The 22,930-nt window shown below is 63.1% G+C and carries 26 protein-coding genes and 1 pseudogene; 10 read left to right on the top strand and 17 right to left on the bottom strand.

Annotation, left to right across the window (positions count from 1 at the left end; all coding sequences use genetic code 11):
- The first annotated feature begins 109 nt into the window (after window positions 1-109).
- Complete coding sequence (locus CJD35_RS15780) at window positions 110-1,258, top strand: protein kinase family protein (protein ID WP_017183033.1); 1,149 nt, start codon at window positions 110-112, stop codon at window positions 1,256-1,258.
- A gap of 67 nt (window positions 1,259-1,325) precedes the next feature.
- Here the strand turns inward: CJD35_RS15780 and CJD35_RS15785 are convergent, their stop codons facing one another.
- Window positions 1,326-2,540, bottom strand: coding sequence for an aromatic ring-hydroxylating oxygenase subunit alpha (locus CJD35_RS15785; protein WP_017183034.1), 1,215 nt, complete (start codon window positions 2,538-2,540; stop codon window positions 1,326-1,328).
- Window positions 2,541-2,681: 141 nt separating this feature from the next.
- Here CJD35_RS15785 and CJD35_RS15790 point away from each other — a divergent pair, with 141 nt between their 5' ends.
- Window positions 2,682-3,776 (top strand): phosphotransferase, encoded by a 1,095-nt coding sequence (locus tag CJD35_RS15790; protein WP_017183035.1) that lies wholly within the window; start codon window positions 2,682-2,684, stop codon window positions 3,774-3,776.
- Between the two features lie 15 nt (window positions 3,777-3,791).
- Here the strand turns inward: CJD35_RS15790 and CJD35_RS15795 are convergent, their stop codons facing one another.
- From CJD35_RS15795 to CJD35_RS15805, 3 genes are read right to left on the bottom strand one after another with little or no spacing between them, the layout of a single operon-like run.
- A complete protein-coding gene (locus tag CJD35_RS15795) occupies window positions 3,792-4,619 on the bottom strand; it encodes an SDR family NAD(P)-dependent oxidoreductase (RefSeq protein WP_017183036.1) in 828 nt (275 codons plus the stop codon).
- 58 nt (window positions 4,620-4,677) lie between these two features.
- A complete protein-coding gene (locus CJD35_RS15800; protein ID WP_017183037.1) occupies window positions 4,678-5,058 on the bottom strand; it encodes a VOC family protein in 381 nt (126 codons plus the stop codon).
- 16 nt (window positions 5,059-5,074) lie between these two features.
- Window positions 5,075-5,887 carry an SDR family NAD(P)-dependent oxidoreductase gene (locus CJD35_RS15805; protein ID WP_241763638.1) on the bottom strand — a complete coding sequence of 271 codons (813 nt, stop codon included), beginning with the start codon at window positions 5,885-5,887 and terminating at the stop codon, window positions 5,075-5,077.
- Between the two features lie 159 nt (window positions 5,888-6,046).
- Between CJD35_RS15805 and CJD35_RS15810 the strand changes: the two genes are divergently transcribed.
- Window positions 6,047-6,679, top strand: a complete 633-nt coding sequence (locus CJD35_RS15810; RefSeq protein ID WP_017183039.1) for a glutathione S-transferase family protein — start codon at window positions 6,047-6,049, stop codon at window positions 6,677-6,679.
- Between the two features lie 4 nt (window positions 6,680-6,683).
- Here the strand turns inward: CJD35_RS15810 and CJD35_RS23095 are convergent, their stop codons facing one another.
- From CJD35_RS23095 to CJD35_RS15830, 5 genes are all read right to left on the bottom strand, one after another.
- Window positions 6,684-6,959: a hypothetical protein gene (locus tag CJD35_RS23095; protein WP_241763639.1), complete on the bottom strand. Its 276-nt coding sequence runs from the start codon at window positions 6,957-6,959 to the stop codon at window positions 6,684-6,686.
- A gap of 29 nt (window positions 6,960-6,988) precedes the next feature.
- Window positions 6,989-7,459: a hypothetical protein gene (locus CJD35_RS23100; RefSeq protein WP_017183041.1), complete on the bottom strand. Its 471-nt coding sequence runs from the start codon at window positions 7,457-7,459 to the stop codon at window positions 6,989-6,991.
- 34 nt (window positions 7,460-7,493) lie between these two features.
- Entirely contained in the window at window positions 7,494-8,336 is an 843-nt protein-coding gene (locus CJD35_RS15820) for an SDR family NAD(P)-dependent oxidoreductase (RefSeq protein WP_017183042.1), read from the bottom strand.
- A 79-nt stretch (window positions 8,337-8,415) separates the two neighbouring features.
- Window positions 8,416-9,789 carry a phosphotransferase gene (locus CJD35_RS15825; RefSeq protein WP_017183043.1) on the bottom strand — a complete coding sequence of 458 codons (1,374 nt, stop codon included), beginning with the start codon at window positions 9,787-9,789 and terminating at the stop codon, window positions 8,416-8,418.
- Window positions 9,786-10,178 carry a nuclear transport factor 2 family protein gene (locus tag CJD35_RS15830; protein WP_017183044.1) on the bottom strand — a complete coding sequence of 131 codons (393 nt, stop codon included), beginning with the start codon at window positions 10,176-10,178 and terminating at the stop codon, window positions 9,786-9,788. The genes CJD35_RS15825 and CJD35_RS15830 overlap by 4 nt, the downstream gene beginning before the upstream one ends.
- Before the next feature lie 165 nt (window positions 10,179-10,343).
- Between CJD35_RS15830 and CJD35_RS23105 the strand changes: the two genes are divergently transcribed.
- The 4 genes from CJD35_RS23105 to CJD35_RS15845 are packed head-to-tail and all read left to right on the top strand — an operon-like array spanning window position 10,344 to window position 11,895.
- Window positions 10,344-10,529, top strand: coding sequence for a hypothetical protein (locus CJD35_RS23105; RefSeq protein WP_244917291.1), 186 nt, complete (start codon window positions 10,344-10,346; stop codon window positions 10,527-10,529).
- A 14-nt stretch (window positions 10,530-10,543) separates the two neighbouring features.
- Complete coding sequence (locus CJD35_RS15835) at window positions 10,544-11,044, top strand: hypothetical protein (RefSeq protein WP_244917292.1); 501 nt, start codon at window positions 10,544-10,546, stop codon at window positions 11,042-11,044.
- On the top strand, window positions 11,044-11,625 hold the full coding sequence (locus CJD35_RS15840; RefSeq protein WP_017183046.1) for a cytochrome c oxidase subunit 3: 582 nt from the start codon (window positions 11,044-11,046) through the stop codon (window positions 11,623-11,625). Before CJD35_RS15835 ends, CJD35_RS15840 begins: the two co-directional genes overlap by 1 nt.
- A gap of 12 nt (window positions 11,626-11,637) precedes the next feature.
- Window positions 11,638-11,895, top strand: coding sequence for a cytochrome C oxidase subunit IV family protein (locus CJD35_RS15845; RefSeq protein WP_017183047.1), 258 nt, complete (start codon window positions 11,638-11,640; stop codon window positions 11,893-11,895).
- Window positions 11,896-11,900: 5 nt separating this feature from the next.
- On the opposite strand, the gene CJD35_RS15850 is transcribed toward CJD35_RS15845, so the two are convergent.
- From CJD35_RS15850 to CJD35_RS15870, 5 genes are read right to left on the bottom strand one after another with little or no spacing between them, the layout of a single operon-like run.
- On the bottom strand, window positions 11,901-12,338 hold the full coding sequence (locus CJD35_RS15850) for a nuclear transport factor 2 family protein (protein ID WP_017183048.1): 438 nt from the start codon (window positions 12,336-12,338) through the stop codon (window positions 11,901-11,903).
- 43 nt (window positions 12,339-12,381) lie between these two features.
- Entirely contained in the window at window positions 12,382-13,188 is an 807-nt protein-coding gene (locus CJD35_RS15855) for an SDR family NAD(P)-dependent oxidoreductase (RefSeq protein WP_017183049.1), read from the bottom strand.
- Window positions 13,189-13,237: 49 nt separating this feature from the next.
- Window positions 13,238-14,296, bottom strand: a complete 1,059-nt coding sequence (locus tag CJD35_RS15860; protein WP_017183050.1) for a class I SAM-dependent methyltransferase — start codon at window positions 14,294-14,296, stop codon at window positions 13,238-13,240.
- A complete protein-coding gene (locus CJD35_RS15865) occupies window positions 14,289-15,311 on the bottom strand; it encodes an LLM class flavin-dependent oxidoreductase (protein ID WP_095687307.1) in 1,023 nt (340 codons plus the stop codon). Before CJD35_RS15865 ends, CJD35_RS15860 begins: the two co-directional genes overlap by 8 nt.
- Before the next feature lie 12 nt (window positions 15,312-15,323).
- A complete protein-coding gene (locus CJD35_RS15870; protein ID WP_017183052.1) occupies window positions 15,324-15,821 on the bottom strand; it encodes a limonene-1,2-epoxide hydrolase family protein in 498 nt (165 codons plus the stop codon).
- A gap of 97 nt (window positions 15,822-15,918) precedes the next feature.
- On the opposite strand from CJD35_RS15870, the gene CJD35_RS15875 reads away from it, so the two are divergent.
- From CJD35_RS15875 to CJD35_RS15885, 3 genes are read left to right on the top strand one after another with little or no spacing between them, the layout of a single operon-like run.
- Window positions 15,919-17,295 carry a hypothetical protein gene (locus CJD35_RS15875; protein WP_017183053.1) on the top strand — a complete coding sequence of 459 codons (1,377 nt, stop codon included), beginning with the start codon at window positions 15,919-15,921 and terminating at the stop codon, window positions 17,293-17,295.
- Between the two features lie 16 nt (window positions 17,296-17,311).
- Window positions 17,312-18,724 carry an acyl-CoA reductase gene (locus CJD35_RS15880; protein ID WP_017183054.1) on the top strand — a complete coding sequence of 471 codons (1,413 nt, stop codon included), beginning with the start codon at window positions 17,312-17,314 and terminating at the stop codon, window positions 18,722-18,724.
- Between the two features lie 8 nt (window positions 18,725-18,732).
- Complete coding sequence (locus CJD35_RS15885; RefSeq protein WP_244917293.1) at window positions 18,733-19,800, top strand: aldo/keto reductase; 1,068 nt, start codon at window positions 18,733-18,735, stop codon at window positions 19,798-19,800.
- Here CJD35_RS15885 and CJD35_RS15890 read toward each other — a convergent pair whose 3' ends face one another.
- The 3 genes and pseudogenes from CJD35_RS15890 to CJD35_RS15900 all read right to left on the bottom strand — a co-directional run.
- The gene (locus tag CJD35_RS15890) at window positions 19,801-21,198 is read right to left on the bottom strand and encodes an N-acyl-D-amino-acid deacylase family protein (protein ID WP_017183056.1); all 1,398 of its coding nucleotides are present in this window, start codon (window positions 21,196-21,198) and stop codon (window positions 19,801-19,803) included. It abuts the gene before it with no gap.
- A 218-nt stretch (window positions 21,199-21,416) separates the two neighbouring features.
- Window positions 21,417-22,460 (bottom strand): IS110-like element ISShsp1 family transposase, encoded by a 1,044-nt coding sequence (locus CJD35_RS15895; RefSeq protein WP_026150064.1) that lies wholly within the window; start codon window positions 22,458-22,460, stop codon window positions 21,417-21,419.
- A 79-nt stretch (window positions 22,461-22,539) separates the two neighbouring features.
- Window positions 22,540-22,917 (bottom strand): annotated as a pseudogene (locus CJD35_RS15900) (amidohydrolase family protein); the annotation flags it as partial.
- Window positions 22,918-22,930: the final 13 nt, after the last annotated feature.

The raw sequence follows: 22,930 nt of genomic DNA on the forward strand, positions 1-22,930 counted from the left end.
CAGGCTCGATTCGTCCTCCGTCGATCAAAATCGCCTCCGCATCGGGATCGTGCCGGATGACTGCACCGATGCAAAGCGGCGGCGCGGTCCAAAAGAGAGAGGATAATGCATGAGCGAGCCTGCCATCGCCCCCCCTGCCGTCATCGATCGGCATCTTGTCCCCCGCCCCTATCCCGCCCGCACCGCGTCCCTGCCCCACGGTCGCTTCACGCCCGACGCCGCATGGCTGGGATCGTTGGTGGCCAACAAATATCCGGGCGTCGTCGCGCAATCGATGGAGGTCGTGCAGCTGTTCGACAGCCACACCACAAAATTGCGCGTCGCGGTGGACTGGAATGATGCCGGGCGGGCCGCCGGCTTGCCGCGCAATCTGTGCATCAAATCGAACTGGTCGGGCATGTTCGATGATGTCGACATCCATGCGCTCGAAGCGCGCTTCTATCATTTCCTGACGGACAAGCTCACAGCCAATACGGCCACATGCTATTATGCCGACTGGGACGATGACGGCTCGGCGCGAGGCGTTATCGTGCTGGAAGACCTTATCGACCGGGGCGGCACGTTCGGCCACTCGACCCAGCATGCCGGTGTCGACGGGGTCGCGACCGCGCTGGCGGATTTGGCAAAGCTGCATGCGGGCCTGTGGGAAAGCCCGTTGATCACGCCCGAAGCGGCGCCCTGGCTGCCGACATCCATGGCGGTGCCGGTCGATTATGATCAGGTCCGCATCATGTGGCAGTGGATCGAAGAAAATTTGAAAGACCCCAATTTCCGCGCCATCGCACCCCGACATTATCTGGACGACGCGCGCAGGGTTGAGCGCGCCTATGACCGGCTGGTCGCCTTCGAGCGCGCCTTCGACGCGCCCTATTGCATCATCCTGGGCGACTGCCATCAGGGCAACACTTACATCCTGCCCAATGGCGAGCGCATGTGGGTTGACTGGCAACTGGGCCGGCGCGGGCGGCCATGGCGCGACCTTACCTATTTCACCGTCGGATCGCTGACGATCGAGGAGCGTCGCCAAAATCATCGCGACCTGATCGCCCATTACCGCGACTGCCTGATCCAAGAGGGCGCGACCAATGTCATCGACCTAGACACCATCTGGAAGGAACAGGTCCCGCGCTGGGTGATGTACGGCATCCAGGCCTGGGTGGCGAACATGGACTATTGGGGCCAGAACGGCCTGCCGATGAACGAGCGGTTCTTCGCTGCCGGCGAAGATCTGGGCAGCTGGAAATTGTTGGGCGAATGACGATCATGCCCGTGCCGCGCTCGAACCGCGGCACGGGCATCGATTTAACGGCGGCGTTTAGGCGCTGTCAGGCGCTGCGCGGCGCCATGAAGGACGCGATGCGCGGCTGAACGCGCAAGTCGGCCGGCACATGGTCCGGCCCAATGCGCCGATCGATTTCCTCCTCAAACCAGTAAAGCGCGCGCTCCTGATAGCCGGCCCAGATCGAAGGGATCGTCCCGTTGCGCAGCGATTGCTGGATATTTTCGAACAGGCACAAATCCTCGGACAGGATATGCTCGGTCGCCGTGCGCATCCCCTGCCAGTAGAGCTTGTCCTCCTCGCTGTCTGTCGCCCATCCCATCTGGCGCACTTCCATGACAGACCGATCGGATCCCATCGGCCAAAAGCATTGCAGGTTGAACCCCACCGGATCGAGCGAGAAAAATGTGTTGGGAAAGGTCGGCAGCGCAACCGTATTTTCCAGAAATACCGGCGCGATGTCGTCCGGTTTGACCGGTGGGGTCTTGAACAGCGACTCCCCGCCCTTCTTCCGCGTTCCGAACCGCATATGACCGCCTTCATAAAGCGCGATCACGAAACTGCGCGAATCCAGATGCGGCGCCAGCGTCGTGGGATGGACCGTGTTGACATGATAGATCTCAAGGAAATTATGATAGGCGATTTTCCAGTTGCACGCCATTTCGACGAAGAAATGATCCTTCACCACCATGCGCTCCAGCGGATATCCTTCCGTCAGCGCCACGAATTCCCCTAGGAAATTCTGCAACGGCTCAGCGTCGTCCTCGAAATTGATGAAGATGAAGCCGCGATAGGTATCGCACTTCACTTCGATCAGACCGTTTTCCGCCTTGTCGAGACAAGCGAAATCATGCTGGCTGGGAACCGATTTGAGGGTGCCTTCAAGGTCGTAGCCCCAGGCGTGATAGGGGCAGATGAAGCGCATGGCGCGCCCCTGTGACTCAAGCAGAAGCGGGGAACCGCGGTGCCGGCAGGCATTGTGAAAGGCGCGGATTTGACCGTCCTTGCCGTGGGTGAGAATGACCGACCGGTCCAGGTGCTGGAACAGGCGGTAGGAACCGGGCGCGGGAAGGTCGGATGCAATGCCGGCCAGCAGCCAGGTGCGATTCCAAAGCCTGTCCTTTTCCAGCGCTTCGAAATGCGGGTCGGTGTAGCGCCCGGCTGGAATCGGAGGAAGGGCCGGAAAATCGCTGGGATGCTCGGATCGCTTCAACTGCTCGTCCATTGTCCGGTTGAGCAATTCCAACGCAGCTTCACGCATAGCTCTCTCCTGAATCAAAGCCCGCAGGCTCCTTTTCAATCAGACTGGCCACATCACAGTTCAAGGAACCTGCAATTGGATAGGGTCATCACTGTCATAGTCCCGGCAAGCTGATAGCCTTCGGTTCCGATGAGTATGCTTATGGCCTTGAAACATCCTACATCCACGGACGGAATCACCGTCGATTATATCAATCAGCTACTGGCCACGGCGGGCACGGGCGCAACCGTCACCGACATGCGCATCATCGACGCCAAAACCTATGGCGAGCAGATGGTGTCGACGGCGGGGCGCGTGGCGATTGAGGTCGACTATAGCGATGACACGGCCCCTGACCTGCCCAACCGCCTGGTGCTCAAGCTGACCCGGGCGGTCGATGAGATCATGGCCCCCTTCTACGCCAATGAAGTGGGCTTCTACCGGGGCATTCGGCCGGAACTCGCGATCGAGGCGCCGCGCTGTTTCGGTGGCGACTTCAGTGCCTCCACCACGCATTTCGGGCTGTTGCTCGAAGATCTGGGCGTGCGGGGCGCGACCTTCCCCAACACGACCATGCGGACCGGGCCGGACGATGTGCGGGCCTTGCTGGATCAGCTGGCCCGGCTGCACGCGCGCTTCTGGGAATCACCCCGCTTCGGCGCGGATCTGGCCTGGGTCGAAACCCATGTCCAAGGCGCGGTCGCAACGATGATGAACGAACTCGCGCCCGCCTATATCGCGCATGAGGTCGAGACCGAAAATTTCAAACGGGAAATGGTGCAGCGGCTCCGCACCACGCCCGACAAACTGCTTGCGGGTGTGCAAGCGGTTCAGCGACATCAATCGACCCTGCCCCAGACGCTGCTGCATGGCGACACGCATCTCGGCAACAGCTACCGCCTGCCCGACGGAACGGCAGGCCTGCTCGACTGGCAGCTCATGGTGCGCGGCTACGCGATGCACGACGTCAACTATATCGTGACCACGGGCCTTTCCATTGCGGACCGGCGGGCGCATGAGCGCGATCTTCTGGGCTATTATCTGGATCGCTTGGGGCAGGAAGGCGTCGCACGCCCTTCTGCCTTCGACGATGCCTGGGCCGAATATCGGCGAACCCTGATATGGGGCGTCTATATCGGCTGGCTGACGACCCCCGTTGTCAATTATGGCTGGGAGATCAACGTCATGAATCATCTGCGGCTGACCACCGCCTATGAGGATCTCGAAACCGCAAAGCTTGTCGACGCGCTGCTTTGACGGCGCGCTGACCGACTACAACTGATTGCTCCCCGATGCGGCGAACAGCCGCTGGAAATCGACCATCGTAGGCTGGTGGGCGGTAAAGCCGCCGTCCACCGGGATCAGCGCGCCGTTGATGAAGCGGGACTCGTCCGACGCCAGGAAGGCGACGACATGGGCGATGTCGCGCGGGCTGCCCAACTCGGGGTTGAGATGATGGTCGAGCAGCACATCCTTGACCGCTTGCGGCGTCGTTTCGACTGCCGTCTCGCTGAGGACGAAGCCGATGGCGATGACATTGGAGCGGATGCCCTGCTTGCCATATTGGGTCGCGAGGAAGCGGCTGAGGTTGATGAGCGCCGCCTTGGACGCGCCATAGGCCGTCAGCGTCATTTCCCCCAACAGGCCGAAACCGGACGCGGAATGGATGAGCGACCCGCCGCCCCCGGCGATCATAATGGGCAGCGCATGTTTGCACAGCAGCATCGGCCCTCGCGCATTGACGGCAAAGGCCCTGTCCCAGGCGCCGGTGTCGAGATGGACAACATCACGATCGAGCCCGCGCTGCTCGGTCGTCTGATAGGCGGCATTATTGTGGAGGATGTCGATCCGCCCGTGCCGGCCGGCGATCCGCGCAACCGCAGCGGAAATGCTGTCCTCGCCGGTCAGGTCGAACGTCTCCGCTTCGGCACGGAGATTCTTGCCGCGTAACGAATGCGCCGCCGCTTCCACCCGATCCGCCAATATGTCGGAAAGGATCACGGTCGCCCCCCTCTCGGCCAGCACGGTCGCCACCTCCAGGCCGATGCCCTGCGCCGCGCCCGTCACGATCGCTACGCGACCAACCAAGGATCCCACCATTTCGCTTCCTTATATCCACGTGACAAACGCTGAGCGCCAACCAGCGATACCTAACCGCCTAGGACGGATCGAAACAATAGGCGCAGATCTTGTTGCCGTCGGGGTCCAGCAGATAGGCGCCATAGGCGTGGGGCACGGCGCCGCGGGGCCCCGGCTGCCCGGCATCCTTGCCGCCCGAAGCCAGACCCGCGCGATGAAAGTCATCGACCGCGCGGCGATCCGGCGCCTTCAATCCCAAGGTCGCACCATTGCTGCATGTCGCCCGACCGTGCAGCGGGCGCAGGATCAGCAATTCGGGCAGCCGTCGCCCATAGCCGACGCCCTGATCCAGAAACGGACCGAGATTGACGATCCCCAGCGGCGCAAGCACCGCATCGTAGAAATGGGCGGACCGCTCCAGATCGTTGCTGCCAAGGCAGACATGCGTGAAGATGCCCATCCTGCCCTCTATCTGCTCAGTGCGCCCGGCTCATGCCTTCCAGCATATCGGCGACATAGGGCGTATGATGAACGATCCCGCCATCCACGCCGATCACCTGCCCGGTGATGAAGGCCGCGCTATCCGACGCCAGGAACAGCACCGCACCGGCAATATCCTCCGGCACGCTCTCGCGCGGGAGCAGGACATGCCGCTGGATCATGGCGATCTGCTCAGGGGTCATCATCTCCCGGGCCAGCGGGGAGAGCACGAGGCCCGGCGCGACCGCGTTGACCCGGACGTTAAATCGGCCGAACTGCACCGCCGCATTGCGGGTCAGCGCGTTCACGGCTGCCTTGGACGCGGAATAGGACGGATTGTTGATGTCGCCGGTCAGCGCCACCCCGGTCGAGGTGTTGATGATTGAGCCGCCGCCGCCCGCAATCATGTGTGGCGCGACCGCCTTGATCATCAGCATCGTGCCCCGCGCATTGACATGAAAGGCGCGATCCCAGGTCGCGGCGTCGAGATCGAGAAGCGAACCATCGGCCGCCATCTGCTCCAGCCGCGTGTCGGCGGCATTGTTGTGGAGGATGTCGATGCCCTGATGCTGCCGCATCACATCTGCTACCAGCGCCGTGATGCTGTCCTCCTGCGCGAGGTCGAGCGCCATCCCCTGCGCCTGCCCGCCCGACGCTTGAATAGACCGGGCGACGGCTTCTGCCCGTTCAGCCGCAATATCCGCCAGGATCACCGTCGCGCCAGCCTTTGCCAAGGCCCGTGCGCAGGCCTCCCCGATATTGGCCCCCGATCCGGTGACGATAGCGACCCGTCCCGATAAATCCGTCATGGGCATCTTCTCTCCTGTCTGTCATGGGCGCGGCACCATCGGGCTTCCGCCGCAGCGGGACGCTGCCACGGCAGGTGCCCGGCGATACCTAGACAAAGATAGGTTTGGCGGAATTGATAAACCGCGCATCTATGGCGCTCCTCAAGCGGAGAGCCCTTCATGAGCGTCACCATCTTTCAACTCGACCGGTCCCGCTCTGAACGTGCGGTCTGGCTGATGGAGGAAGTAGAGTGTCCCTATGATATTCACTTCTATGCGCGTCTGGAAACACTCGCGGCGGAGCCGGCCTACAAGGCTTTGCATCCGCTGGGTTCTTCGCCAGTGATCGAGGCCGACGGACAACGCATCGCCGAAAGCGGGGCGGTCATGGACTATCTCGCCACGACACAGGGGAACGGTGCGCTCCGCGCCAATCCCGGCGCTCCGGACTATGCTGACTATCTTTTCTGGTTCCATTTCGCCGAATCCTCCCTGATGCCTGCGCTGGTGACGGAGATCATGGCCGAACGGGCAGGCATCGCGCAGGATCATCCCTCCCGCGTCGCAGGTCGGGCTCATTCATTGCGCCTTCTGAAACTTGTCGACGACCGGCTAACGCATGCCCCCTATATGGCGGGCGACCGGTTCACGGCGGCCGACATCATGATGACCTTTCCCTTCACCACCACGCGATTGTTCATGTCCGTCGACGTGGAAGGACATAAGAGCATCGCCGCCTATGTCGGGCGGATGACGGCGCGTCCGGCCTATTGCCGGATGCGCGCCATTGTCGATCATCCCCCGATCGCCTGACAGATCAGCGCATCGCCAGCTTTTCCGCGCCGCCCGTGCGTACCCGATCTCCCATATGCGCGCGGGCGCGCTCCTCCTCCGCCAGGCCGACGGCGGTCGGATGCTGAACATCGTCCTTGGTAAGGCGGGGTGTCGCAGGATCCCATTGAGTGATGCGTATCCCATCAGGCTGGGACAGGCCGCTGGTCGCCAGCAGGGTGTCGGCGCCTCGCCACGCTTCCAGGGCCGCCGCCGGATCGTTGATTCTGTAGATCGCGACATAGCGATGGTCGGGCGTCATCGGGATCATCTGGCCAAAGGTGCGAAAGGTCAGGAAAGCAGCCGATTTGACGCCGGGTCGAGCGGCCGCTTCACGAAAATAGTTTTCCGCATAAAATCGTCTGAAATCGTCGTCGTCCGCGGGTTCAGTTCCTCCAGGATGACGCCGCCGGAATGCCCGACGTCCGGATCATTGTCCTGAAAGAGCAGCGGATAATAATGAAAGTCATAGAGCAGGCTGTCATCAATGGCGCCCGATACCTGCATCCGCGACGTCAGCGCATTGTCCAGATGCTCGCGACTGAAGCGCACCGGATCGAATACGTCGTAGAGGGCGAGATATTGCCAGTCGAAGCCGTCGGGCGGACAGGGTTGCTCTCCGGCAAGTCGGAAACGCCGTGCCGTGACCGATCCCCGGAAGCGCAGCGCATCGCGAATATGGATGTTGCTGTACTGATCCTCCATATCGGCCTCCCGGCCCGGAACGGCTTTGGTCAGCACGACCAGCACGGCATCGATCATCGCTTTTGCCTTTCCTCTCCTGATTTTTGTTCTCTCAGCCCTGCCGGACGGGCGGCACGAAAGACGTCGGCGCGCCCATCGTCGCCCGATAGGACAGGGGCTGCTTTCCGTCCGTGTCCCTGATGCCGTACCGCTCCGCCAGTTCCGCGCCGATCAGCGCCTGGCCCGAAAGGGCGGCAAGGTCCGGGTCCTGCGCCAGGCGATCCAGGACCAGGCCCGAAAATTCCGGCGTTTCCCAATGGGGCATGGCGGCGCGCAGGTCTTCGGGGATCATTTCAGGCGGCATGGCTTTCACCGCGTCGGTGAGGATGAAGCCCGGCCAGAAGGACACGACGGACACGCCGTGCGGCGCGAGATCGACCGCCATGTCGGCGGTCATCTTGTCCGTTCCCGCCTTGGCCGCGCCATAGGCCGGCCCGTGAAAATAGGATACCGCGCCATAGAAGGAAATGCTGGCGATCAGCCCCCTGCCCGCCGCCACCATCAACGGCGCCGCATGATACGCCGCGACATAGCTGGAACGCAGGCCGATGGTGATCATGTCCGCCAACCTGAGCGGCTTTTCCCAGAAGCCGCCCGGCGCGACCAGGTCGAGGCCGTAAACGGCGGCGGCATTGTTGACGAGCAGGTCCAGCCTGCCATCCGTCCGCTCGGCCAGTTGCGCGAACGCTCTTTCGACCGCATCATCATCCCGGTGCTCGCATAACAGCGGGATGCCCTTGCCGCCCGACTGTTCGATTTCTCCCACGACCGCGTCAAGCTGCGCCTCGTCGCGTCCGGTGATCGCCACCACATGACCGCGCGAAGCCAGGCCCCGCGCCATGCCGCGCCCCAGCCCGCGCGTCGCGCCTGTCACCAGTACTATCTTTTCGCTCATATCCTGCTCCTGTCCTTAATATTGACATCGCCACTAGGGACAGGGCCTGACCTGTCCCATGGCAGAGGGTGACCGCCCTTCAGTCGAAGCGCGTCGCCGGCAGGACGACATGGCGGGCGGCCTCGCCCAGCGCGGTCGGTCCGAACAGTTGCAGCCGCCGTCCCTCGATGGTCGCGAGCACAGCGATGAGCGCGGCGTCCTCCTCCGGCCCGGCTTTGAGGATATATGCTTCCAGCGCCTCGGCGGCGTCGATCCAGCGCTCGAAGCCGCGGCCGAGAAGCGCGGACACATCGGCGATGTTGCGCGCGACCATGTCCGCCCCATGATCGTCGGCGCGCTGTACCCATTCGATCAGTTCGGCGACCTGCGCCTTGTGCGTTTCCGCCGCCTCCCCCGTCACCGGCAACGTCCCGAGCGTATCGACCAGTTTGGCCAGAAGCGGCGCATTGTCGCCCGTGCGCTGTTCCAGCGGCCGCAGTTCGGGCAGCGCATCGCCGGTCAGGTGCGACAGCGCCAGCAAGATGGAGCGGCGCAGCGCGAGATCGAACATGAGATAGACCGAATGCGGATCGCCGGGGCATGGCTTGCCGACCGTCCCGGTGAACTGCATCGTGCCGAGCAGCGAGAATTGCAGAACGTGGAAAACCACCGCGTCATGATTGACCGGCTCGCCCGTCGCTTCCTCATAATAGCGGACCAGTTCCGGCAGCGGCGCACCCAGCGGCTCATAGCTGTTGCGCATCCCCATGGTGGCGATGTCGACCAGCGGATCGCCGATCATCGAAAATTCGAAATCGTAGAGCTTGGTCATCGCCCCCTGATCGACCAGATATTGGCCCGAATCGAACTGGATGAAGCTGGCGCGATCGCGGTGCCGCGGTACATTGCGGCGCAGCCAGCCGATGACGAATTCCAGCAACGGCTCGGGTCGACTCTTCGTCCGCCGATAATGCGGCATATAGGCATCCAGGCCGACCAGCGCGATCGCCTCTGCGCCCTCGGGCCGATGCACGCCCGCGGCCATGAAGGGTTCGACCGGCAACCGGTGCATCGCGGCGACGGCCTGCATATAAACGCGGCCGATAACGCTTTTCGTCGCAGCATCAAGCGCCGAAAAATCGCGCGTTCCTTCGATCGCCTCCATCACAATGCAGGGCGGATCGGCGAGATAGCCGTAGATCTCCGGCACCGGCAGCCCCTGGCCGTGCAGCACGGCGATAACATCCGCCTCGCGCTTGAGGTCAGGGAAGATCGATACGTCGCCGCCCCGATCGCCACGCAGGTGCAGGCGGCGGACCGTCCCTTCCCTTTCGACGTCGACGAACCAGGAGGGGCGCCAGCGGACGAGGCGTTCAAGCCCGACGACCTTGCCGCCGGTCAGTTGCTCGACAAAGGCGGTGATTCGGCCGACCGCGGCATCGTCATAATTGTTGAGCGGCGCGGCCGTCGTCACTGCCCACCCTCCCCGGCGGAAAAGGCCTCGGCCACGGCCCGGGTGTCCATATATTCCTTGCCGGATACGATCTGCCCGTTCCGGATGATCAGCAGATTATGATAGTCGTTGCGATAGACCCGGTCCGGAAAGACCATTTCGCCCCGCACTTCCACAGCCACCCGATCCCCCTCAGCGGTGATCGCGATCACCTCGGCCGTGCGCTTCTGCGCGCTTAGCAGTCCGCCCTTCACGCTGGCGATGAAGTCGGCCCGGCTCATGTCGCCATGACCCAATATCCACCACTGGCAATCGGGATGCTGAAGGGCCTCGATCGTCTCGACATCGCCCTCCTCCACTGCCCGCATGTAGCTGCGGGCCACTGCCTTGTTCGCTTCGATATCGCTCATCACCCTCTCCGATGCTTCTATGCCGCCGAATTCGCCGACGGTCGTCGCGGACTATTGCTCTTGTGCAGGCGCAACCGCCGTCAGGAACCCTATCCATGGGCGGGTGGCCCTGGCGCGATCGCTCCACACTCTCCGCTCGTACAAGAAAGTGGAGGGGGAGAGCGCATGACGACCAAGAGCATGACGATGAAGCTATGTACCTATATGGGCGCAATAGCCGGGACGATGATGTTTGTTGGCATATGGCCGGTCGCGCACATGTTCCCGCCGCTCGACCCGTCCATGCCGGCCGCAGAGGCGGCAGCTTATTATCGCAGCCACCAGATCGGCATATTGGCGGGGCCATCCTGATCGCCTCTTCTTCCGTGCTCTTTTTCCCCTTCCTCGCCGCGATCGCCACCTTCATGAAGAAGATCGAAGGGCCGATTGCGCCCTTGACCTGGGCCTTCGTGATGGTCGTGGCCTTCGGCTTCGTTACCCTGTTCTTCGCCGGGTTGATCTTCACGGCGGCCGCCTATCGGCTCGACCGGCCGGACGCCGTCGTCAGCGCGCTGAGCGATATCGCCTTCCTGCTGTTCGTTATGCCCGCCGTACCTGCCTTCGTGCAGAAGCTGCTGACCGGCTTTGTCATTCTGGGGGATCGCCGCGCGCAACCCATCCTGCCGCGCTGGCTAGGCTATATGAACCTGTGGACCGGCGTGCTGCTGCTGCCCGGACTGGCGATCGGCCTGTTCAAGACCGGACCTTTCGCCTGGAATGGCGCCCTGGCCTTCTGGTTGCCCGCCGTCGTGTTCGGCATCTGGTTCAACCTGATGATTGTCGCCATGCTCGGCGCGATCAAGCGCGACGCGCTGGGTGGCGAATAATGGCGGCATCGCAAGCGGTTGCCTCGTCTCCGCGCGGCCATGTGCCGGGCGAGGAAGGCGTATGGGTGTTCATCGGCGGCGACCTCATCGTCTTTGCCGTCTTCTTCGTCACCTATGCGCTCGCCCGGCAGCAGGAACTGGCGCTATTCGAAAGTGCGCAGGCGCTGCTCGACCGGCGCCTCGGCCTGCTCAACACGCTGCTGTTGTTGACCAGCAGCCTGTTCGTAGCACAGGCCGTCGCGGCCGTCCGCCGGGGCGACGGCAGGGCGCGCCGGTTGCTGCTGGGCGCGATCCTGCTCGGCAGCGGCTTCGTGATCGTCAAGGCCTTCGAATATTCGGCCAAGATCGCGCAGGGCTTCACGCTCAACAGCAACAGTTTTTCGATCTATTATTATATGTTTACCGGCATCCATCTAGTGCATGTGCTGATCGGGCTGGGCGTGCTGTGCTTCACCTTGGCGCGCTTCGACCGGGCCGGGCGGATGCAGGGGGGCGTCGCCCTGATCGAGGGGAGCGGCGCCTTCTGGCATCTGGTGGACCTGCTCTGGATCATCCTCTTCGCCCTCCTCTACCTGCTCTAGGAAAGCTGTTTCATGGCCATGATCTGGCGTAGCCGCATCACATGGGTCTGGGCGATGCTGATCGCCGCAACCTTTCTGTCATTCGAAACGATGGCGTTGGGCAATGCCTTTCTGCTTCGCTCCGTCATCCTCGTCATCGCCTTCACGAAAGTTCTGCTCGTCGGCCGCGAGTTTATGGAGTTGCGGCACGCGCCGCGCTGGCTGCTCTGGGGATTCCAGAGCTGGGCGATCCTGACCTGCCTGGTCCTGATCGCCCTGTTTCGCACCTGACGCGATCAGGCCGGCACTTCCGTCCCGCCTGCCGCGGCCTCGTCAATGCCCATCTTGCGCGTGAGGTCAGCCATATCGAGATATTCGCGCCAACGCGAAATCAGCCCGGCGTCGTCAAACTCATAGATGGCGACCATTTGGTGCGGACAGGGCCGTCCCATGATGATGGCGGTATCGGACCGCTCCTGCATCACCATCCGGTCGTTGGAGAGGATGTTCACCTCATTGCACTTGTTGTTCGTGGCGAAGGCCATTTGCCGCTCGATCTCGGCGCGCAATGCCGTCTTGCCCTTCACCACGGGACCGCCGGGAACCCAGAGCTGCCAATCGGCATCTTCCGCCATCATTGACAGGATCTTCTCGACGTCGGGCCTGCTGGCATCGCTGCCATCGCCCCAGGCATCGCAAAATTCCCGTACCTTCCGTTCCAGTTCCGCGCTCATCATCCTCTCCATTTTCTGATTTCATCCTGGCTCATTTTGCCGTTCATCCGTGGGACAAGGCCCGCGTGACGCTGATGAACGGCACGGTGCAGCTCTGACCGCCATCCACCGGATACAGCATGCCGTTGACGTAGCGGGACTCGTCGGACGCGAGGAACAGCGCCATGGCGGCAATGTCTTCCGGCTCCCCAATAAATGGCGTGTTGAGCACCTCCAGAAACAGCCGATCCATCTCGGGCGTGGACCATTGCAGCTTGGCAGGCGTCTGCGTCGGACCGGGTAGTATCGCATTGCTGCGGATGCCCCGTTTGCCGTAGGTGGCGGCGATCGCCTGCACGAACCAGTTGAGCGCAGCTTTGGACGATCCATAGCTATAGGCTGTGATATCCCCGCCCATGGAACTGCCCGATGAAGTGGAGATGATCGACCCCGCGCCGCGCTCCAGCATGTGCGGAATCGCGAGTTTGCTCGCCAGAACGGCACCCAATACATTCACCCTCAAATTGGCGAGGAAGATGTCGGGATCGAAGGCCAGGAAATCCATGTCGCGAATGGCGTGGTCCTGATTGACGTACAAGGCGTTGTTGAAGAGCACGTCGATGCGGCCGAAATCCGCGATCGTCTGGCTGACCATCTTTTCCAGATCGCCCTGTTCGCCGACATCGACGGTCATCGCGCGCGCGGATCCGCCGGCGTCGACGACGGCCTGCGCGGTTGCCTCGGCAGCTTCGGCGCGAATGTCCGCGACGATCACCGTCGCGCCTTCCCGCGCGAACATCAACGCGCTGGCGCGTCCGATGCCGCTCCCGCTGCCGGTGATGATGCAAATCTTGTTGGCAAGGCGGGTCATTCTGCTTCCTCTCGCTTGTTAATTCATGATCGGCTGCTGCACGTTGGCATCAGCGCAGATCACGCTTCCTGATCGACAGGATCAGGATAAAGGCACGGCTGCGCTGAGGATCGGCCTCGACACGGGTCGCGACCCGCTGCACCAGACTGGCCAACAACGCGTCCCGGTCGCGGGACGCATCGACCCGCGTCAGGAAGTTGGGGCCGTTGGCCGCGCCCATCATGGCTGCCCACAGCCGCCCCAGTTCGGCCGCATCGCCAGATCGCTGATAAGCATCCCAATAGGGATCAGGGGACGGGATCGCGGCGAGATGCTCCAGTTCCAGTTCGGGCACCAGGCCGGCATCGAAAGGCGCTCGTATCTGATCGAGTGAACGCCCCGCCGACGGCGCAGTCATCCTTAGCGTCTCATCGGCGCTGAGTAGTCCTTCGCCCTCCATGTCGACGATCGATTGCCAGAAATTTCCGGCCATCCATTCGAAGCCGTGGCTGTCGGGCCCCCTGCCCATGAACTGACAGATCAGGCGTCCTCCCGGCCGCAATTCGACAGCGCGCGCCTTCAGGAAGGCCAACCAATCCTTCGCCAGCACGGCCTCGACGGCGGCACGCGCCTGTGCGGACCGACTGAAAATCGCCCAGCCATGATCCGCGACATCGACCGGATTGCAGCTCATCCAGTGCAGCGCGTTGGAGGACCAGCCCAGGTCGACGCTGCCGGGCGGCAATATCGCATCGAAATAGGATCGGCCGATCGCGGATGGAAAGACACCCTGTCGGCCGTTCAGATAGCTCGCCGGATCCCGGTCCAGCAGGCCGAACAGCGAGGTGAAATCATTCGAGGGCAGATCCGTATGCACGACCTGCACCGGTCTCTGCGCGTCGTGCGCGCGAACCAGATCGATAGCTGTCGCCATCGGCGCCATCGAATTGCGTCCTTGCGACGCGCCATAATCGACAATGCTGACGGGACCGACAGAACCGACCCCAATGGCCCGCGCCGCCGCCTCCAGCAGTGGAAGCGCGGATTGCAGATTGGCCTGTTGCAGGCCCGAATGGCGGTTGTATAGCCCGTCCCCCGCCATGGCCGCGACAGCAGCGGGATCAGCCATAGAATGTCTCCGCGATGCGCTGCGTGTAGATCGCGCTTTTTTCGGGCGACAGGCCATAATGGGGGATCACCGGCGTAATCGCGTCGGCCAGGGCGGCGCGCCGCGCGACCCGGCTGCGCACCTCATCAACCGTTCCAACCACGGCGATGCTTTCCACCATCTCGTCGGAGCATGCCGCCGCCATACCCGCCATGTCGCCCTGCGCGAAGGCGGCCTGGATCGCCGATGCCTCGCGGCCGAAACCGATTTCCTCGAAATAGCGCAGATATTGGGGTGACTGGCTGTAATAGGCCACGGTCCCTCGGCAATCCTCAATCGCCTCGCGCTTGTCGTCGGAAATCGCCGTAAATATCGAAATGTTGAGCGAGAAGTCCTTGCGTGCCCGCCCGACCCGATCCAGCCCGGCCTTGATCTGGGCGGCCACTTCCCGCTCGATCCAGGCATCGTTCCACAGCGGGTGCCCGAGCAGCCCGTCGGCAATTTCCGCCGCCTGCGCGCAGGCCTTCTGGAACACCGCCGGCAGGACGATGGGAATGTCGCCGCGCACCGGCTTATGCAGCAGGCGGAAGTGCGAGAGGTCGAGGCGGTGATAGTCGCCCGCCAGTTCTGTGAGCTCCCCCGTATGCCCGCGCGCGACAATGGCGCGGATCATGCCCACGATCTCGCGCATATGGGCGAGCGGCTTGCCATAGGCGCTGCCGAACGATCCCTCGATCTGGCTCTGCGCGCTGGATCCCAGCCCCAGCACCACCCGGCCGTTGCTGATGAGGTCCAGGTCGATGGCGCTGCACGCGGTTTCCAGCGGGCTGCGCACGAACGCCAGCGCGATGCCGATCCCCAGCTTGATGCGCTGCGTGGCCGGGGCGACGGCGGCCAATGTCGTGAAGGGCGCGCCGAACATCTGGGGCGCCCACACCCCTTCCACGCCCGCCGCTTCGTAGCTCTGCGCCAGCGCCGACAGATCGGCGCCCGGCATCGGGACGATCTGCGCCCAGACAGCCTTGCGATCGGTCATCCCCATTCCCCTTCAAAAGCCGCTTGTGTCGAAATAGTCGCGCCAGGCGACGATATGGGGGCCGTCCATTTCCAGCGCGCCCATCAGCCGCAGCGAGAGCATTTCCTGCCCGTCCGGCCCGTAGAAAATATCGCTGCGCTCGGTCAGGACGACATGGCCCGCGGCCGCTGCATGATGGATCACGACCTCGCAGCGTTCGAAAGGAATCCGGCCCAGAAAGCCCTCGACGAACTGCTTCGCCTCATCGAACCCGACAGTCGTCGCCACGCCGACATTTTCCCAACGCGTATCCGCCGTAAACCGGCGCTCCATGGCGGACAGCATGTCGTCGCGCGAGCCGCCGCTTTCCCGAAAAAACGCCAATGCTTCGTCCAGTGGACCGGGCATGTCACCCCCCTGCTTCTCTGTTGCGCGGGCATCATGGCGCGGGGCGGTCCCCTTCTGCCCTGCCGAAAGATAGCCATTGGATTTTGATGGAGGGATCGGCACGCCATCGGGCGGAAAGGTCATTCTGAGAATAGTATGTCCTCCCCATAACAGTGAATCGAGCGGCCAAATATCGGGCGTCGCCTATACTTCGCGGCAAAGCTGAGAGGAGTTTTCATTGATGAGCGCCGTCGACGAACTGATAGCCCTTGCCCGATCACCGGATCCGTTCCGGAATGCCCCGGACAATCTGGCCGAACTGCAACTGGAAGCGGCGCGGGAGCGCTTCGCGGAGCGCCGCCAGCAGATCAGGGTGCTCGACAAGCGGGCGAAGGAAGCTGGCGTCGACAGCATCGACAGCCTGGCCGACCTCGTCCCGCTCCTGTTCGCCCACACCAACTATAAGAGCTATCCCGAAGCGTTCGTCGACAACGGCCAGTGGAAGCATATGAACATATGGCTCGGTACGCTGAGCAGCCATGCCACCGACAATATCGACGTTGCGGACGTGCGCGACATCGACGAATGGCTGGATCGCGCCAGGGCAGCGGGCCACCATGTCTTCGCGTCGAGTGGGACGTCGGGCAAATCCTCCTTCCTCAACCAGTCGACGCAGGACCGCGACCTGTTGCTCGCCGCTTGTCTGGCGGCGGCCGACCTGTCGACGCCGGCCTATGTCCCCGATCATAGCCGTTCGGTCTTCACCATGATGCCGCCGCGCGGCACCCACAAGATGATCGACTTCTGCAACGTCCATTTCCCGCGCTGGGCGGCGCCGGGCGAATTTCATCGCCTGAGCGACTATCCGATGCGCGCCTTCGACGCCATGCGTCCCGCGCAGCTGCGCCGCCTGCTCGCGGCCGGCAGGGTCGGTCCCGGCGAGGTCGCCGCCTACGAGGCGGAGGTCGAAGCCCGCCAGCAGGCGCGGGCAGGCGAGTTCGACGCATGGATGGACCTGCTTGTCAGCCGCCGGGATCGCCCGCTCTATATCGGCGTCATGTATGGCGTCGCCTGGCAGATCGTGCACGCCCTGCGCGCGCGCGGGATTAAGGATGGCGATTTCCACCCCGACACGCTGATGAGCTTTGGCGGCGGCACCAAGGGGGCAGCGGTCCCAGCCGACTATAAGGAACAGATTATGGGATTTTTCGGCGTCACGCCGGACCGCATAACCAGTTCCTATGCGATGGTCGAAATGAGCGGCTTCTGCGCCAAGATCCAGCCGACCGAATCCTATGCGGTGCCGCCCTGGATCATTCCCCTCATCCTCGACAAGCCGGGCGAAACGCTGCTGGGCACGACCAAGGATGCGGGCCGGGTCGAAGGCCGCATGGCGTTCTTCGACATATTGGCGGACGGCCGGTGGGGCGGCATCATCTCCGGCGACAAGGTGCAGGTGGAATTCGGGTCCGGCCTGGAAGGCGTGAAGACGCCGGTCGTCCATGCCATCGCCCGCTACGCCGATCTGGAAGAGGGGGAGGACAAGCTCAGCTGCGCTGGATCGATCGATTCCTATGTGCGCGGATCGATCACCGCACCGCAGCCGGTCGCGGCCTGAACGACAGGAGGCAGACATGCTGCATGAAATCATCGCCGACAATGATCGGCTGCTCGTTCCCCATGTGATCAAGGGCGCGGTTCAACTCGACGCCGCCGTGGAGCACCGGTCGCGGGCCAGCGGCTCGACGGTCATGACCCCGTCGATCGATCTGGACTCGCTGATCTGGCCGCGAAGTCAGCCCGGTCCCGCCTTCGACACGCCGCTTGCGGAGATCGTGGATTTTCTCGTCGAGGTCGGCAAGGCGCTCGATTTCGACCGGAATATCCATCTTCAGGAGGCCGCCGCCTATAATCTGCGCTGTAACAGCCTGGGAGCGCGCATCCTTGAGAATTGCTACCGCGACATCGCCTGGTTCTTCGCCCGCGACGCGGTCGAGGCGGAGGCTGAACAGTCGCTGGGATCGCTTGACCTGCTGGATGGATGGGGGCGACGCGACATTCAGGGCACGGCCTTCGACATCCGCGCCTTCCCGCCGCGCATGGTGCATGTTCTGGCCGGCAACGCCCCGATCGTGCCGCCGGTCACGATCGTCCGAGGGGCGATCAGCAAGGGCGTCCACCTGCTGAAAATGCCGTCCAACGACATGTTCACCGCGACCGCCCTTTTGCGGACTATGGCCGATGTCGGCCCCAACCATCCGGTGACGCGGTCCTTTTCCGCCGCTTACTGGCGCGGCGGGGATGCCAGCATCGAAAATCACATCCTGCGCTCGCAATATTTCGACAAGCTCGCCGTCTGGGGCGGCGAGGCGGCGGTGCGCCATGCCATGCAATATGCCGCGCCGGGCTTCGAGATCATGTCCTTCGATCCGAAGGTGTCCATCTCGCTGATCGGTCGCGAAGCCTTTGACGGCATCCCCCTCGCGACCGTCGCCGAAAGAAGCGCGGCCGACATCATCGCCTTCAACCAGGATGCGTGCAGTTGCGCTCGCTTCCAGTTCATCGAGGGATCGGACGATCAGGTCGACCGCTATTGCGAAGCGCTGGTGGAGGCGATGGGCCAGGACATCCGCTATGGCGCGGGACCCGACGGCCCGCTGCCCCCCGCCATGCTGATCGAGGAACTGAACATGCTGGGCAATCTGGAGCCCATCTATCGCCTGTTCGGGCGGCCCGACGGCCGGGGCATGGTTATCCGCTCCAGCGAACCGGTGTCGTTCAATCCGGGCGGCAAGCTCGTCAATGTCGTCACCGTCGATCGGCTTGCGGACGCGATCCAGCATGTCACCGTCGCGACCCAGTCGGTCGGCGTCTATCCCCCCTCCCGCATCGCCGAGGTGCGCGACGGGCTTGCCTCGGCGGGCGCCCAGCGCATCGTCGGCCTCGGCAACATCAACACCGGAAAATTCGGCGGCCTGCCGCACGATGGGGGATGGCCCGTGCACAAGATGATGCACTGGGTCGTCACGGAAGCAGCGAAAGATTGAACCAGATCATGACACAGACGATTCTTCAGGCGCTGTCGCTCGACAGCTATCGCCTGCTCGGCCGCTCGGGCCTGCGCGTTTCTCCGCTGACGCTCGGAACCATGACCTTTGGCGAAGAATGGGGCGCCGACGAGCAGGAATCCCGCCTTATCTTCGACAGCTATGTCGACCAGGGCGGCAACTTCATCGACACGGCTGGCTATTATGCCGACGGCGCATCGGAGATATTGACGGGCAAGTTCGCGGAGGCGAAGCGCGAACGGCTGGTTCTTTCCACCAAATATTCGCTGACCCGCTCAGTCGGCGATCCCAATGCCGCTGGCAACAGCCGCCGAAACATGGTGCAGACGGTGGAAACGAGCCTCAAGCGGCTGAAGACGGATCGGATCGACCTGTTCTTCCTGCATGTCTGGGACGATATGACGCCTGCGGACGAGATTTTGCGCGCGTTCGACGACTTGGTGCGGCAGGGCAAAATCCTCTATCTTGGCCTGTCGGACACTCCCGCCTGGCAGATGGCCCGGTTGCAGACCCTGGCGGAATTGCGTGGCTGGAGCCAGCTGGTGGCCTTGCAGTCCGAATATAATCTGGTTGAGCGCACGGCCGAGCGCGACCTTATCCCCGCCGCCAAGGCGCTGGGTATCGGCGTCATGCCCTGGTCACCGCTGGCGAGCGGCATGTTGTCGGGCAAATATGCGACGGGTGGCAGCGCCCATGCCGGCGAGGCTGGCGGCCGTGGCTCCCTGCTCGAAGCGGCAGGCCGCCTCGATGCGCGCGTGGTGGCCATTGCGGACGCGGTGAAGGCCGTCGCCGACGAGATGGGCGTCACCTCGGCGCAAGTGGCGATCGCCTGGACCCTTGCCAATCCGGCAGTCGTCTCTCCGCTGCTGGGCGCGCGGACGATGCGGCAATATGAAGACAATGTCGCCGCGCTTGGCGTCAGGCTGGAGCCCGCGCAGCTGGAACGGCTGGACGCGGTAAGTCGCACGCCGCTCGGCTTTCCGCATGATTTCCTCGCCTCACCCTTCATCCGCCATGGGCTGACGGGCGGCACAAACATCCGGCCGCGCGCTTGATCAGGCGGCGCGGATGAGCCTTCCGGGACGCGCGCCGGTATCGGCGCCGTCCCGCCGGGTGATGACCCCGCTGACCATCGTGGCGCGATAACCGGTGGCCTGCTGCGCCAGACGGCGCCCGCCGCCGGGCAGATCATGCACGACATGGGGGGCATGCAAGTGCAGCGCGCCATGATCGATCAGGTTGATGTCGGCCTTCAATCCCGGCTTCAGCCGCCCCCGGTCCCGCAATCCCAGGAAGTCGGCATTGTCCGCGCTCAGCGCCTTGACCGCCGCCGGGATCGTTAGTTGCTCGCCAGCCCGATCGCGGGTCCAATAGGCCAGCATCGTGGTCGGATAGCTGGCATCGCAGATGATGCCATAATGCGCGCCGCCGTCGCCCAGTCCCACGATGCTGTAGGGATCGCGCATCATGGCCAGGGCAGGGTTGAGCGACCTTTCCGCATAGTTGGAAAAGGGCATCAGGATCAGCGCATGGCCATCCTGCTCCAGCATCAGATCATAGACCAGTTCGACCGGGCTGACGCCGCGCTGTCCGGCCAGCGCGGCGATGCTCTGGTCGGGTGACGGCTCATAATCGGGCTCGGCTCCCAGCGGATAGATATTGTCCCATGTCCGCAGCAAGCGATGCAGCGGCGTCGGCGTCTCGTCGGGCTCCTCCGCGATCAGCCGGGCGCGGAAGGCGGGATCGCGCATGATGGCGACCTTTTCCGCCAGCGGCCGGTCGGCGATCGCACGATAGCTTGCACAATGGCTGAACGCGTTGGCCGACGTCGACAACCCGCACATCGCGCCCATCGGCCGGGGGAAAACCTGCGCCAGCACTGGCGCCGCGCCGCTGCGATTATGTTCGGCCAGCGCATCCATGGTGCGCCGCCAGCCCTGCGGATCGGTCGACCATTGGGCGAGCGAATAGGTCAGCGGACGCCCCGACGTGCTGGTCATGCGCTTCATGAGGTCGAGATCGCTGGCCCAGTCGGCGGTATCGAGATTGGGGATCATCTGCAGCACGCCGCGCCCCGCATCCCCGACCGATCGGGCGATCGCCACCAGTTCGTCGCTGTCCGCTTGAAAGGACGGGATGAACGCCCCGTCACCGCGCCGGTGCACCAGCGAACGGGATGTGGCAAAGCCAAGCGCCCCGGCCGCCATCCCCTCCGCCACCAGTTGCGCCATCCGCGCCACATCCGCCGCCGTCGCCGGCTCGCGATCCAGCCCGCGCTGGCCCATCGCATAGACCCGCAGGGGGGAATGGGGAATATAGGCGCCGACGTCGGCGTCCCATGCGCGCGCTTCCAGGGATTTCAGATAGTCTGGGAAGCTCTCCCAGTTCCATATGTGGACGGCTCCCTCTTGCAAGGGCTGAACGGAAAATTTGATCGGATCGCTTGCTTCCATATGTCCGGCCTTTCGGTGCGGTCGCACGTGACCGCTGGCCAAGATGGTTTCCGCGGTGTGTGTTCCCAACAAGGCAGCGGCCTGTGATGGCCATTGGAACTGACGGAGTGTCACACGCCTCGGATCGATCGATCGCACCATCTGCTCTCTTCATGCAAGATCACGGATCAGCTCAGTACGATAGCATTGATATTTTGCTCATCGTCCCTGGCTAATTCTTATGCTGCTACCGCAGTTAGCGCGGGCGGCGCGACGCACTGGTATCGCTCGCCGCTCACCATGAGTTTCCACGCGACACGTGCGGCTTTGTTAGCAACGGCAACCGCAACGAGCTTAGGCGATTTTCGTGCAATCAAGCCGATAAGCCACGGTGTTAGATTCCTGCCTCGCCCATTGCGGGCGTGCTGAACGACTGCGGTGGCTCCGACCACGAGCGTGCTTCTGAGAAGCTCATCACCAGCGCGAGTGATAACGCCGTGTCTTGTCTTGCCGGCGGTCGAGTGATCTTTGGGGGTCAGGCCCATCCATGCCGCAAAATCCCGACCGGATTTGAATAGATGCGGATCGGGCGTTTTCATCATGAGCAAGGTCGCGCCGATAGGCCCAACGCCGGGAATTTTGGCCAGTCGCTGACTACATTCGTCGTTGCGATGCCATTCCATCAGCTTCGCGTCGATCCGTTCGATCTCGCACTGGAGCTGCGCATATTCCTTTCCCTGCAGCGCAAAAAGTTCGCGCGCCAATTCGGGTATCGTTTCATCTTCCGCGATGCACTCGAGAAGCGGTACGACGCGACATGCACCCGTCGCCGCGGTGATGCCGAACTCCGCGCCATACCCTCGTATAGCGTTGACGAGCTGGGTGCGCTTCTGAATAAGCCTTTCGCGCACCCCGACCAACATGAGCGCGGCCTGTTGTTCTGCAGTCTTTACCGGAACGAAGCGCATTGTTGGGCGGCTCACCGCTTCGCAGAGAGCTTCGGCATCCGCAGCGTCGTTCTTGCCGCGCTTGACGTAGGGCTTCGCTAATTGCGGCGCGATCAACCTTACATCATGCCCGAGCGATCCGAGAAGACGAGCCCAATGATGTGAACTGCCGCATGCCTCGATAGCGACGAGGGTGGGTGGCAGCTTTTCGAAAAACCGAATCATCTCTCGGCGCGTCAACTTCTTGCGCAGCACTGGCTTCTCCGCTGCATCGACGCCATGCAGTTGAAAAACGTTCTTTGACGTATCCATGCCTATGCGGGTAATTTGCTCCACGGGCGGCTCCCTTGATTGAGTCTTGCAACGCACTCACTCTGGCACATTGCGATGCCGTTGGGAGCCGTCCACCCCAACAGGGCAGACCCTTGGCCATCACCGCTTCGGGAATGTCCTCCACCCCCTCCATGACGTTGACCAGCGCCTCGCGGTCCTCCGGCCGGCACGGCGCGAAGCCGACACCGCAATTGCCGATAACGACGGTGGTGACGCCATGGTCGGTGGACGGCACCAGACTGTCCGTCCATGTGACCTGTCCGTCATAATGGGTATGAACATCGACGAAGCCGGGCGTGACGAGGAGGCCGCGGGCGTCGATCTCCTCTCGCCCCCGCCCGACGTCAACGCCGATCCTCGCGATACGTCCATCAACGATGGCGATGTCCGCCTCGAACGGATCGCCGCCCTGCCCGTCGACGATCGTGCCGCCCCGGATCACCAGATCAGCTTTCACCATGTCCGTCGCTCCT

This window comes from Sphingobium xenophagum (assembly GCF_002288285.1).
GTDB classification, from domain to species: Bacteria; Pseudomonadota; Alphaproteobacteria; order Sphingomonadales; family Sphingomonadaceae; genus Sphingobium; species Sphingobium xenophagum.

Coding starts and splice junctions, on each gene's coding strand:
- CJD35_RS23095 (WP_241763639.1), bottom strand. CDS start 6,959: ATGACGCCCGACCATCGCTATGTCGCGATCTACAGAATCAACGATCCG.
- CJD35_RS15860 (WP_017183050.1), bottom strand. CDS start 14,296: ATGGCTGATCCCGCTGCTGTCGCGGCCATGGCGGGGGACGGGCTATAC.
- CJD35_RS15810 (WP_017183039.1), top strand. CDS start 6,047: ATGAGCGTCACCATCTTTCAACTCGACCGGTCCCGCTCTGAACGTGCG.
- CJD35_RS15805 (WP_241763638.1), bottom strand. CDS start 5,887: ATGACGGATTTATCGGGACGGGTCGCTATCGTCACCGGATCGGGGGCC.
- CJD35_RS15795 (WP_017183036.1), bottom strand. CDS start 4,619: ATGGTGGGATCCTTGGTTGGTCGCGTAGCGATCGTGACGGGCGCGGCG.
- CJD35_RS15850 (WP_017183048.1), bottom strand. CDS start 12,338: ATGAGCGCGGAACTGGAACGGAAGGTACGGGAATTTTGCGATGCCTGG.
- CJD35_RS15865 (WP_095687307.1), bottom strand. CDS start 15,311: ATGACCGATCGCAAGGCTGTCTGGGCGCAGATCGTCCCGATGCCGGGC.
- CJD35_RS23100 (WP_017183041.1), bottom strand. CDS start 7,459: ATGATCGATGCCGTGCTGGTCGTGCTGACCAAAGCCGTTCCGGGCCGG.
- CJD35_RS15820 (WP_017183042.1), bottom strand. CDS start 8,336: ATGAGCGAAAAGATAGTACTGGTGACAGGCGCGACGCGCGGGCTGGGG.
- CJD35_RS15870 (WP_017183052.1), bottom strand. CDS start 15,821: ATGACCTTTCCGCCCGATGGCGTGCCGATCCCTCCATCAAAATCCAAT.
- CJD35_RS15880 (WP_017183054.1), top strand. CDS start 17,312: ATGCTGCATGAAATCATCGCCGACAATGATCGGCTGCTCGTTCCCCAT.
- CJD35_RS15855 (WP_017183049.1), bottom strand. CDS start 13,188: ATGACCCGCCTTGCCAACAAGATTTGCATCATCACCGGCAGCGGGAGC.
- CJD35_RS15885 (WP_244917293.1), top strand. CDS start 18,733: ATGACACAGACGATTCTTCAGGCGCTGTCGCTCGACAGCTATCGCCTG.
- CJD35_RS15875 (WP_017183053.1), top strand. CDS start 15,919: ATGAGCGCCGTCGACGAACTGATAGCCCTTGCCCGATCACCGGATCCG.
- CJD35_RS15790 (WP_017183035.1), top strand. CDS start 2,682: ATGGCCTTGAAACATCCTACATCCACGGACGGAATCACCGTCGATTAT.
- CJD35_RS15785 (WP_017183034.1), bottom strand. CDS start 2,540: ATGCGTGAAGCTGCGTTGGAATTGCTCAACCGGACAATGGACGAGCAG.
- CJD35_RS15780 (WP_017183033.1), top strand. CDS start 110: ATGAGCGAGCCTGCCATCGCCCCCCCTGCCGTCATCGATCGGCATCTT.
- CJD35_RS15830 (WP_017183044.1), bottom strand. CDS start 10,178: ATGAGCGATATCGAAGCGAACAAGGCAGTGGCCCGCAGCTACATGCGG.
- CJD35_RS15840 (WP_017183046.1), top strand. CDS start 11,044: ATGGCGGCATCGCAAGCGGTTGCCTCGTCTCCGCGCGGCCATGTGCCG.
- CJD35_RS15890 (WP_017183056.1), bottom strand. CDS start 21,198: ATGGAAGCAAGCGATCCGATCAAATTTTCCGTTCAGCCCTTGCAAGAG.
- CJD35_RS15800 (WP_017183037.1), bottom strand. CDS start 5,058: ATGGGCATCTTCACGCATGTCTGCCTTGGCAGCAACGATCTGGAGCGG.
- CJD35_RS23105 (WP_244917291.1), top strand. CDS start 10,344: ATGACGACCAAGAGCATGACGATGAAGCTATGTACCTATATGGGCGCA.
- CJD35_RS15845 (WP_017183047.1), top strand. CDS start 11,638: ATGGCCATGATCTGGCGTAGCCGCATCACATGGGTCTGGGCGATGCTG.